At 68.3% G+C, this 10,492-nt stretch carries 9 protein-coding genes, 1 rRNA gene and 1 pseudogene; all 11 read left to right on the top strand.

The window, feature by feature from the left end; translation table 11 throughout:
- The first annotated feature begins 184 nt into the window (after positions 1 to 184).
- A 5S ribosomal RNA gene (rrf, locus tag ACNJ7E_RS03660) occupies positions 185 to 301 on the top strand.
- Between the two features lie 60 nt (positions 302 to 361).
- Positions 362 to 1,318: a tetratricopeptide repeat protein gene (locus ACNJ7E_RS03655; protein ID WP_280784911.1), complete on the top strand. Its 957-nt coding sequence runs from the start codon at positions 362 to 364 to the stop codon at positions 1,316 to 1,318.
- Positions 1,315 to 2,301, top strand: coding sequence for an HAD-IIA family hydrolase (locus ACNJ7E_RS03650; protein WP_418339153.1), 987 nt, complete (start codon positions 1,315 to 1,317; stop codon positions 2,299 to 2,301). Before ACNJ7E_RS03655 ends, ACNJ7E_RS03650 begins: the two co-directional genes overlap by 4 nt.
- Positions 2,302 to 2,387: 86 nt before the next feature.
- Positions 2,388 to 2,615 (top strand): hypothetical protein, encoded by a 228-nt coding sequence (locus tag ACNJ7E_RS03645; protein ID WP_280784909.1) that lies wholly within the window; start codon positions 2,388 to 2,390, stop codon positions 2,613 to 2,615.
- Position 2,616: 1 nt separating this feature from the next.
- A complete protein-coding gene (locus ACNJ7E_RS03640; RefSeq protein ID WP_280784908.1) occupies positions 2,617 to 3,447 on the top strand; it encodes a TlyA family RNA methyltransferase in 831 nt (276 codons plus the stop codon).
- Positions 3,444 to 4,406 carry an NAD kinase gene (locus ACNJ7E_RS03635; protein ID WP_009473603.1) on the top strand — a complete coding sequence of 321 codons (963 nt, stop codon included), beginning with the start codon at positions 3,444 to 3,446 and terminating at the stop codon, positions 4,404 to 4,406. Before ACNJ7E_RS03640 ends, ACNJ7E_RS03635 begins: the two co-directional genes overlap by 4 nt.
- A 2-nt stretch (positions 4,407 to 4,408) precedes the next feature.
- The gene (gene recN, locus ACNJ7E_RS03630; RefSeq protein ID WP_105422601.1) at positions 4,409 to 6,181 is read left to right on the top strand and encodes a DNA repair protein RecN; all 1,773 of its coding nucleotides are present in this window, start codon (positions 4,409 to 4,411) and stop codon (positions 6,179 to 6,181) included.
- A gap of 106 nt (positions 6,182 to 6,287) precedes the next feature.
- Positions 6,288 to 7,472, top strand: a complete 1,185-nt coding sequence (gene steA, locus ACNJ7E_RS03625; protein WP_283335179.1) for a putative cytokinetic ring protein SteA — start codon at positions 6,288 to 6,290, stop codon at positions 7,470 to 7,472.
- The gene (locus ACNJ7E_RS03620; RefSeq protein ID WP_280784906.1) at positions 7,469 to 8,419 is read left to right on the top strand and encodes a copper transporter; all 951 of its coding nucleotides are present in this window, start codon (positions 7,469 to 7,471) and stop codon (positions 8,417 to 8,419) included. The genes steA and ACNJ7E_RS03620 overlap by 4 nt, the downstream gene beginning before the upstream one ends.
- A 141-nt stretch (positions 8,420 to 8,560) precedes the next feature.
- Positions 8,561 to 10,339: a CTP synthase gene (gene pyrG / locus ACNJ7E_RS03615; protein ID WP_025432832.1), complete on the top strand. Its 1,779-nt coding sequence runs from the start codon at positions 8,561 to 8,563 to the stop codon at positions 10,337 to 10,339.
- Between the two features lie 13 nt (positions 10,340 to 10,352).
- Positions 10,353 to 10,492, top strand: a pseudogene (locus ACNJ7E_RS03610) (ADP-ribose pyrophosphatase); the annotation flags it as partial.

The raw sequence follows: 10,492 nt of genomic DNA, 5'->3' as shown, positions 1-10,492 counted from the left end.
GTCCGGTAACGGATGCAGGTGACTGGTACTAATAGGCCGAGGACTTACCACAAAGAAGCTACGCGTCCACTGTGCAGTATCTGAAACAACACACAGATACTCATTTCAACCCCACCGGTCACCCAGCAGGGTGCCCGAGTTGAGGGAACAAAAAGAAAATGAGTGTGTGACAGTTTCATAGAGTTACGGCGGCCATAGCGGAGGGGAAACGCCCGGTCCCATTCCGAACCCGGAAGCTAAGCCCTCCAGCGCCGATGGTACTGCACCCGACAGGGTGTGGGAGAGTAGGACACCGCCGAACATCCGTTACCGAAAGGGGACCCAATATACTGGGTCCCCTTTCGTGGTTTGTGTGAAAGGAATGACTGTGTCGGAGAGTGACGACGGACGTCGATCCTTCCGCGGAGGCGGTGCCTCCAACAGCAATCGGGGCGGTGCCTCCAACAGCAATCGGGGCGGTGCGTCCGGCGGCGCCGGCGGTTCGGGTCGGGGTGGCTCGACCGGTGGTCCCCGTCGCGATTCGCGCGACAATCGTGGCGGCGCCGGTGGCGACCGTCGCGGTGGTGGACCCCGTCGTGGCGGCGAGGGCGGCTTCGCGCCTCGCGGACGTGAAGGTGACCGTCCGCAGCGGCAGCAGGCGCGTCCGGACGAACCGGATCTGCCCGAGAACGTCGAGGCCGGCGAGCTCGATCCCGCTGTACGCCGCGACCTGCTGAGCCTGGACAAGACAAACGCGAACACGGTTGCGCGTCACCTGGTGATGGCAGGCAAGCTCGTCGACGACGATCCGCGACTTGCGCTCGCGCATGCCCGCGCCGCGCGCCAGCGTGCGGGCCGCATTGCCATCGTGCGTGAGGCCGCGGGTATCACCGCGTACCACGCCGGCGAATGGGCCGAGGCGCTGTCGGAGTTGCGCGCCGCTCGTCGCATGGCCGGCGGTCCCGGACTGCTCGCGGTCATGGCGGACTGCGAACGCGGACTGGGCCGCCCGGAGCGTGCGATCGAACTCGGTCGGAGCGAGGAAGCTGCTGCGCTGTCCGGTGACGAGGCAGCCGAGCTGCGCATGGTGGTCGCCGGGGCGCGCATGGACCTCGGTCAGTTCGACCAGGCCGTGGTCACGCTGCAGACCCCCGATCTCGACGCCTCGCGGACCGGCCCCGGTGCCGCTCGCCTGTTCTACGCGTATGCGGACGCCTTGGTGGCTGCCGGCCGCATCGAGGACGGACTCAAGTGGTTCCTCAATTCCGCCGCCGCGGATCTCGAGGGTGACACCGACGCGGAGGAGCGTGTGGCCGAGCTGACCGGAGACGATCAGTGACGGCTCTGCGCGACGGCTACGACGCCCTGCTGCTCGACCTGGACGGCACCCTGTACCAGGGGTCGCAGGAAATCCCCGGCGCGCGAGAGGCTTTGGCGGCCGCGGAGCAGTCCTGCTACTACGTGACCAACAACGCCAGTCGCAGCCCGGGCGAGGTCGCGGAACACCTGACCGAACTCGGGTTCGACGCCGACGAGTCGACGGTGGTGACGAGTTCCCAGTCCGCGGCCAGGCTGCTCGCGGAGAACGTCGCCCCCGATTCGCCGGTCCTGATCGTGGGCACCGAAGCGCTCGCCGACGAAGTCCGGAAAGTCGGACTGCGCCCGGTGCGGTCGTTCGAGGACGCGCCCGCGGCTGTCGTCCAAGGACATTCGCCGACGACGGACTGGGCGATACTCGCCGAGGCGACCCTCGCGATCCGGGCCGGAGCGGTCTGGGTGGCGGCGAACCTGGACTCGACCCTCCCCACCGAACGCGGACTCGTCCTCGGCAACGGATCGATGGTCGCGGCGCTACGCACGGCGACGTCCCGCGAACCTCTCGTGGCGGGTAAACCGGCCGCGCCGCTGATGGAAGACGCGATGCTCCGCAGCGGGTGCTCGCGCCCGCTCGTCGTGGGCGACAGGCTGGACACCGACATCGAAGGCGCCAACAATGTCGGTCTCGACTCGCTGCTGGTGCTCACCGGAGTGAGCACCGCGGTCGACGTGCTGCGTGCCGCCCCGGAGCAACGGCCCACCTATCTGGCGTCCGAACTGGACGCGCTCAACCGCCCCGCCGAGGAATCCCTCATCGGCGAGGACAGCCGGTGGTCCGTCGAGTTCGACGGCACCGACCTGGTGATCGAACCGACCGCCGATTCCGCCGCGCCGGTGGATTCGGCCGCTCTGCTGCGGGCCGTGGCCGTTGCTGCCTGGAAGTTCCCCGACTTCGCGCGAATCACGTCGACGACGCCCGCGGTGAGTGCGGTCGCCTCCGGCTAGGGTGCCTGAAACCCGGCAGACCCGCGTTGTCCGTCACGCGATTCGCTGTATGCGTATCGGAACGCGATGGACTAGCGTTGTGCCCGATGAGCACGCCAATACCGCGCCCGGGAGCCCATCTACCTGGGCCTCCTCAGAGTGTCGACCCCGAGACGATCCACTCGGAGGTCGATGGATTGTTGTCGCGGCTCGGAGCCGTCGAACCGGATCCTGACGACGAGCACGGCGTCGGAGTCATCCCACGCAAAGCCCATCTTCTCGAGAAGGCGCACGACGTGCTGGTGGAGGCGCTGGCCACCGTGGACAAGATCTGACGTGGCCCGTCGAGCACGGGTGGATGCCGAACTCGTTCGGCGGGGACTGGCCCGGTCCCGCGAACACGCGCAAGAACTCATCGCCTCCGGCCGAGTACTGATCTCGGGAGCGGCAGCGACCAAACCCGCCACCGCAATCGAAGCGGGAACTCCGCTGCGGGTGGTCGAGGTCGACAACGAAGTGTCCTGGGCATCGCGCGGAGCCCACAAACTCCTCGGTGCGCTCGAGGCGTTCGGCCCCCGCGGACTCGAGGTCGAGGCCAAGCGCTGCCTCGACGCAGGCGCGTCCACCGGCGGCTTCACCGACGTGCTGCTTCACCACGGCGCGCGGGAGGTCGTGGCGGTGGACGTCGGCTACGGCCAGCTGGTGTGGCGGCTGCAGTCCGACGACCGCGTCCACGTCATCGACCGGACCAACGTGCGATCCATCGACGCCGAGCAGATCGGTGGCCCGGTCGATCTGGTGGTCGCGGACCTCTCGTTCATCTCCCTGAAGCTCGTCCTCCCGGCGTTCGTCGCCTGCGTAACCGACGGCGCAGATCTGATTCCGATGGTGAAGCCGCAGTTCGAGGTCGGCAAGGACCACGTGGGCTCCGGTGGTGTGGTGCGTGACCCGGAGTTGCGCGTCGCCGCGGTACTGGATGTCGCGAAGACGGCAGCGTCGCTGGGACTGCGTACCGTCGGTGCAGTGGCCAGTCCGCTGCCGGGACCGTCGGGGAACGTCGAGTACTTCCTGTGGCTCCGCGCGGATGTCACACCCGGGACGGATGATGTACCGGTCGAGTCGATAGAAGAGTTGATCCGCACCGCGGTGCAGGAGGGACCACAGTGAGCGGGGGAAGCAGCGGCACCCAGCAACGCGAGCGGGAAATCCTGCTCGTTGCGCACCCGGGCCGCGCCGAGATCACGGAGACCGCGCGACGCGTCGGCAAGATCTTCGAGCGGGCCGGGATCGGACTGCGCGTCCTCGTCGACGAGGTCGACAGCACCCGAATCGAACCGATGGACGGCATGGCGGCCGACGAATTCCTGGTTCCCGGGCTGGAAGTCACCATCGTCCAGGCCGGCCCCGACGCCGCCCTCGGTTGCGAGATGGTGCTCGTGCTCGGCGGAGACGGAACGTTCCTGCGGGCAGCGGAACTCGCCCAGGCCGCGTCCATTCCGGTTCTGGGCATCAACCTGGGCCGCATCGGGTTCCTCGCGGAAACGGAGGCCGAGCACCTCGACGAGGCGCTCGCCCAGGTGGTGCGTCGTGAGTACCGCATCGAACACCGCATGACGCTGGACGTGCTGGTCCGGGTGGACGACGAAATCATCGAACGCGGCTGGGCACTAAACGAGGCGAGCATCGAGAACCGGTCCCGGCTCGGTGTCCTCGAGGTGGTGCTCGAGGTGGACGGCCGCCCCGTGTCGGCCTTCGGCTGCGACGGCGTCCTCATCTCCACCCCGACCGGGTCGACGGCATACGCGTTCTCGGCAGGTGGCCCCGTGGTGTGGCCGGAGCTGGAGGCCCTGCTCGTGGTCCCGAGCAACGCGCACGCGCTGTTCGCGCGCCCACTCGTGACGAGCCCGAACTCGCTGATCGCGGTGGAGACGGTGGCCGGCAGCCACGACGGTCTGGTGTTCTGCGACGGTCGCCGGACCCTCGAGCTGCCCGCGGGCGCCCGCGTCGAAGTGGTGCGTGGCAAGGAACCCGTGCGGTGGATACGACTGGATTCGGCGCCGTTCGCAGACCGGATGGTGCGAAAGTTCGAGCTGCCCGTCACCGGGTGGCGAGGAAGGAAGCCCTAAACGTGCTGGCAGAGATCAGGATCGACAACCTCGGTGTGATCTCCGAGGCGTCGGCGCAATTCCACGAAGGTTTGACGGTGCTCACCGGTGAGACCGGTGCGGGCAAGACGATGGTGGTGACGAGCCTGCACCTGCTCAGCGGTGCGCGGGCAGACGCGGGCCGGGTGCGTCTCGGCGCGCCCCGTGCCGTGGTCGAGGGCCGGTTCATGACGGACGAGGGCTCGGAGCACGTCGAACGGGCCGTGACCCGGCTCCTCGAATCGACCGGCGCCGAGCGAGACGAGGACGGCACCATCATCGCGGTGCGGACCGTCGGCAGCGACGGACGGTCCCGCGCCCACCTGGGCGGGCGCAGCGTTCCGGCGGGTGTGCTGTCCGAGTTCACCGACCCACTGCTCACCGTCCACGGGCAGAACGATCAGCTGCGGCTGCTCCGGCCCGACCAGCAGTGCGCCGCCCTGGACAGGTTCGCGGACAAGACGGTCGGCCCGCTGCTGGCGCGGTACCGCAAGCACCGCGACGAATGGGTGACCGCGCGAACCGAACTGATCGAACGCACCGGGCGCACCCGGGAACTCGCGCAGGAAGCCGACCAACTGACGTTCGCCCTCAACGAGATCGACGGCGTCGCGCCCACCCCGGGTGAGGACGAGTCGATCGTGTCGGAGGTGCGCAGGCTCAGTGAACTCGACTCGCTGCGCTCTGCGGCCGAGGAAGCGCACGCCGCGCTCGCCGGCGGCGACGACATGGACGGCGACGGTGTCGGCGCACCCGCGTTGGATCTGTTGTCCGAGGCGCGGGCCCGGATCGAATCGGCCACCGACCCCGAACTGGACGGGCTCGGACCGCGCCTCGCCGACGCGATCGCGGTGATCACGGACGTCTCCGCCGACCTGACCACGTATCTCGCCGGGCTTCCCGCGGATCCGGGGGCACTGGACTCCTTGCTGTCGCGGCAGGCGGAACTGAAGAACCTCACCCGCAAGTACGCTGCCGACGTCGACGGCGTACTGGAATGGGCAGACAACGCCCGTGCGAGGCTCGAGAAGATCGACGTCTCCTCCGATGCTTTGGCGGCGCTGACGAAGCAGGTCGAGGAGTCGGCGGCGTCCACCGCGGAGGCCGCGTCGAAGCTGACCGCCGCCCGCGTCAAGGCGGCGGTCAAGCTCGCCAAGGCCGTCAGTTCCGAACTCGCTGGTCTGGCGATGGGCCGGGCCGCTCTCGAGGTGTCCGTCCGGCCCCGGATCGCCGGACCTCAGGACACGGCGCCGCTCACCGTCGACGGGACGGAACTGCACGCGGGTTCGTCCGGCGTCGACGAAGTGGAATTCCGGCTGTCGGCGCACAGCGGCGCACAGTCGCTGCCCATCAGCAAGAGCGCGTCCGGCGGTGAACTCTCGCGCGTGATGCTGGCACTCGAGGTGGTGCTCGCCGGGTCCGACTCAGGCGCGACGATGGTGTTCGACGAGGTCGACGCCGGCGTCGGCGGTCGGGCCGCGGTCGAGATCGGCCGGCGACTGGCCCGGCTCGCCCGGACACACCAGGTCATCGTCGTGACGCACCTGCCGCAGGTCGCGGCGTTCGCGGACACCCACCTGGTGGTCGACAAGGTCGACGACGCGGACGGCGTCGTCAGCAGTGGTGTGCACACGCTCACCGACGACGAGCGGGTTGTCGAACTGGCGCGCATGCTCGCCGGACTCGACGACACCGAGACCGGTCGCGCCCACGCGGAGGAGCTGTTGGCCACCGCCAACGCCGAGCGTTCCGCCTGACCGGCCCTGCGGACCGCCCGCACCCGTGGTAATGGTGTGACTGATGTGGTAAACGGTTCGGCGCGCCTCCACAGGTCGGTCCGGCTTCCGGTCCATCATCGAACTCATGAAGATGCCGGCACTGCTGTCACGTAACACCGAAACTTTGCCTGGGGTCAGCGGCATCGCCAGGGTGGATCGCAACACGGCCAAGTTGCTGCGACGCGTCGGACCCGGTGACATCGTCGTTCTCGATGAGCTCGACCTCGATCGCGGGACCGCGGACGCCCTGGTGAAGGCCGGCGTTCTCGCAGTGATCAACGCGTCGCCCTCCATCTCGGGGCGCTATCCCAACCTCGGACCGGAGGTGATCGTCGCCAACGGGATCCTCCTGGTGGATTCGGCAGGCACCGAGATCTTCAAGAGCATCAAGGACGGCAGCAAGGTCCGGGTGAACGGGGGAGGTGTCTACTCCGGGGAACGGCGCATCGCGAAGGGCGACGAACAGACCGAGGCGGAGATCTCCGACCGGATGATCGAGGCGAAGACCGGTCTGGTCGACCATCTCGAGGCGTTCTCCGGCAACACCATCGAGTTCATCCGCACCGAAAGTCCGCTGCTGATCGACGGAGTCGGCGTCCCCGACGTCGACGTCGACATGAAGGAACGGCACGTCGTGATCGTGTCCGACGGCCCGGACCACGCGTCCGACCTGAAGAACCTCAAGCCGTTCATCAAGGAGTACTCGCCGATCCTCATCGGCGTCGGGGCAGGCGCCGACGTCCTGAAGTCGGCGGGTTATCGCCCGGATCTCATCGTCGGCGACCCCGAGGACATCACCAGCGCGACGCTCAAGTCGGGCGCCGAGGTGGTGCTCCCCGCCGACCAGGACGGTCACGCCCCCGGTCTGTCACGGATCCAGGACCTCGGCATCGGAGCGATGACGTTCCCCGCCTCCGGGTCCCCGTCCGACCTGGCGCTGCTGCTGGCCGATCATCACGGCGCGTCGCTGATCGTCACGGTCGGGAGCACCGTCTCCCTCGACGAATTCTTCGACCGCGGCCGCCGCGACAGCAACCCGTCCGCGTTCATGACCCGGCTGAAGGTCGGGCCGAAACTGGTGGACGCGAAGGCCGTGGCGACCCTGTACCGGAGCCGGGTGTCGGGCGGCGCGATCGCGCTGCTCGTACTGGCCGCACTGGTCGCGGTGATCGTGGCCCTGGTGGTGTCGAACATCGGTGGTGAGGCACTGGACTGGGCCGTCGCGACATGGAACAGCTTCGCGTTGTGGGTCCAGGGGTTCTTCAAGTGATTTCTCTGCGTCACCATGCCATTTCCATTGCGGCGATCTTCCTGGCTCTGGCAATAGGCGTGGTGATGGGTTCCGGCCTGTTGTCGAGCGGTCTCGTCTCGGGGCTGCGCGACGACAAGGCCGACCTGCAGACCGACGTGGAGAAGGCGAACGAACGCAACAACCAGCTGACCGAGCAGCTGAACTCGGCGGACGGCTTCGATTCCGCCGTGGGCGGCCGCGTGGTGGCCGACACTCTGGCGCAACGCACCGTGATGGTCGTGACGACCCCGGATGCCGACCCCGCCGACCTCGACGGGGTCAACCGCATGATCGCTCAGGCAGGTGGGTCGGTGACCGGCCGGGTGTCGTTGACCGATTCGTTCGTGGACGCGACGGGCGGTGACCGGCTCCGGACGGTCGTCAACAATGTGATCCCTGCGGGTGTCACGTTGAAGACTGGGGCCGTCGACCAGGGCAGCCTCGCAGGCGACCTGCTCGGCTCGGTCCTCATGCTGGGTAAGGAGACGGGCCAGCCGCAGAGTTCCGCACAGGAGATGGCGCTCGCCCTCGAGACCCTCCGCGGTGCGGGATTTGTCAGCTACGACGACGGTGCGGTCCAACCGGCACAGGTCGCGGTGGTGCTGACCGGCGACCGCGACGTGGAGGACGGTGTCAGCGGCAACCGCGGTGCGGTGGTGGCCCGGTTCGCGGGCGCGCTGGATTCGCGCGGTGCCGGGGCGGTTCTCGCCGGGCGTCCGGCGTCGGCGCAGGGCAACGGTGCGGTCGCCGTCGCGCGGGCCGACGCGGCCCTCTCCGCGGCGCTCACGACGATCGACAACATCGACCGGGAAGCGGGCAAGATCACCGTTCCGCTCGCGCTGCAGGAGCAACTGAACGGCGGCGCCGGCCGGTACGGCACCGGGCCCGGCACGACCGGAGTCACCGTCGGGGCCACCCCGGCGTAGCGCGCGTCACATCGGGGCGGGCAATCGCGGCGCGTTGTTTCCGGGACGTACGACAAGGTGTTACCGTGAAGTCCCGTGGGTCGGCAGGCCCCAGCATTGCTCGAACAGACCAAGCCCTGCACAGTCGTCACGGGAGCCCCTTTGCCACAATCACGCACTCATTCGCGTACCGCTACCAAGCACATCTTCGTGAGCGGCGGCGTCGCCTCCTCACTCGGCAAGGGCCTCACAGCCTCGAGCCTCGGGCAATTGCTCACCGCGCGGGGAATGCGCGTGACCATGCAGAAACTGGATCCGTATCTCAACGTCGATCCGGGCACGATGAACCCGTTCCAGCACGGTGAGGTCTTCGTCACCGAAGACGGCGCCGAGACCGACCTCGACGTCGGCCACTACGAGCGCTTCCTCGACCGCGACCTGTCCGGTCAGGCGAATGTCACCACCGGCCAGGTGTATTCGACGGTCATCGCCAAGGAGCGGCGCGGCGAATACCTCGGCGACACCGTCCAAGTCATCCCGCACATCACGGACGAGATCAAGAGCCGGATCCTCGCCATGAGCGGACCGGACCTCCAGGGACACCAGCCCGACGTCGTCATCACCGAGATCGGTGGCACCGTCGGTGACATCGAGTCGCAGCCATTCCTCGAGGCCGCCCGTCAGGTGCGCCACGACGTCGGTCGCGACAACGTCTTCTTCCTCCACGTCTCGCTGGTTCCGTACCTGGCGCCGTCGGGTGAGCTCAAGACGAAGCCCACCCAGCACTCGGTCGCGGCCCTGCGGAACATCGGTATCCAGCCCGACGCGCTGATCCTGCGCTGCGACCGCGAGGTACCCCCCGCGCTGAAGAACAAGATCGCGCTCATGTGTGACGTCGACGTCGACGGCTGCATCTCGACCCCCGACGCGCCCTCGATCTACGACATCCCGAAGGTGCTGCACAGCGAGGGCCTCGACGCCTACGTGGTGCGTCAGCTGGGTCTGCCGTTCCGCGACGTGGACTGGACCGTGTGGGGCAACCTGCTCGAGCGCGTCCACCAGCCGCGCGAGACCGTGCGGATCGCCCTGGTCGGAAAATACGTCGACCTGCCGGACGCCTACCTGTCCGTCACCGAGGCGCTGCGCGCCGGCGGGTTCGCAAACCGCTCGAAGGTGGAAATTTCCTGGGTGCCGTCCGACGCGTGTGAGACGGAGGCGGGCGCTCAGGCCGCCCTCGGCGACGTCGACGGCGTGCTGATTCCCGGCGGCTTCGGAATCCGCGGTATCGAGGGCAAGCTCGGCGCGATCCGGTACGCCCGTCACCGGAAGATCCCGCTGCTCGGACTGTGCCTCGGCCTGCAGTGCGTCGTGATCGAGGCTGCGCGCAGCGTGGGCCTCGACGACGCCAACTCCGCCGAGTTCGAGCCCGAGACCACGCACCCCGTGATCTCCACGATGGCCGACCAGGAAGACGTCATCGCCGGCGAGGCGGATCTCGGCGGCACGATGCGCCTCGGCGCGTACCCCGCCGTCCTCACGAAGGGGTCCGTGGTGGCCCGCGCGTACGGCAGCGAAGAGGTGTCGGAACGTCACCGTCACCGCTACGAGGTCAACAACGCGTACCGCGACCGGATCGCGAAGAGCGGACTCCGGTTCAGCGGAACCTCGCCCGACGGTCACCTCGTCGAGTTCGTCGAGTACCCGGCCGACCAGCACCCGTTCTTCGTCGCGACGCAGGCGCACCCCGAGCTGAAGAGCCGTCCGACGCGTCCGCACCCGCTGTTCGCGGCGTTCGTCGACGCGGCGCTCAAGCACAAGCTCGAAGAGCGGCTTCCCGTCGACGTGCACGGTGAGGAGCGGGCCGCCGCCGTCGCTACCGATGACGAACTCGCCGACTCCGCCGACCGCGACGAGGTCGCGTCCGTCGACAGCGCGGGATAGGGCGAGACCGACCATGACCGACACCGGCCGGCACGAATTCGAGACTCTCGACTCGCGCGCCGTCTACAGCGGCGCGATCCTCGCCCTGCGCGTGGATCACGTCGCGATGCCGGACGGCCGGACGGCCGAACGTGAGGTCGTCGAGCACCACGG

It is taken from the genome of Rhodococcus mengyinensis (assembly GCF_048381435.1).
GTDB lineage: Bacteria > Actinomycetota > Actinomycetes > Mycobacteriales > Mycobacteriaceae > Rhodococcus_F > Rhodococcus_F opacus_D.
This window is presented reverse-complemented; position numbering and strand designations above follow the sequence as displayed.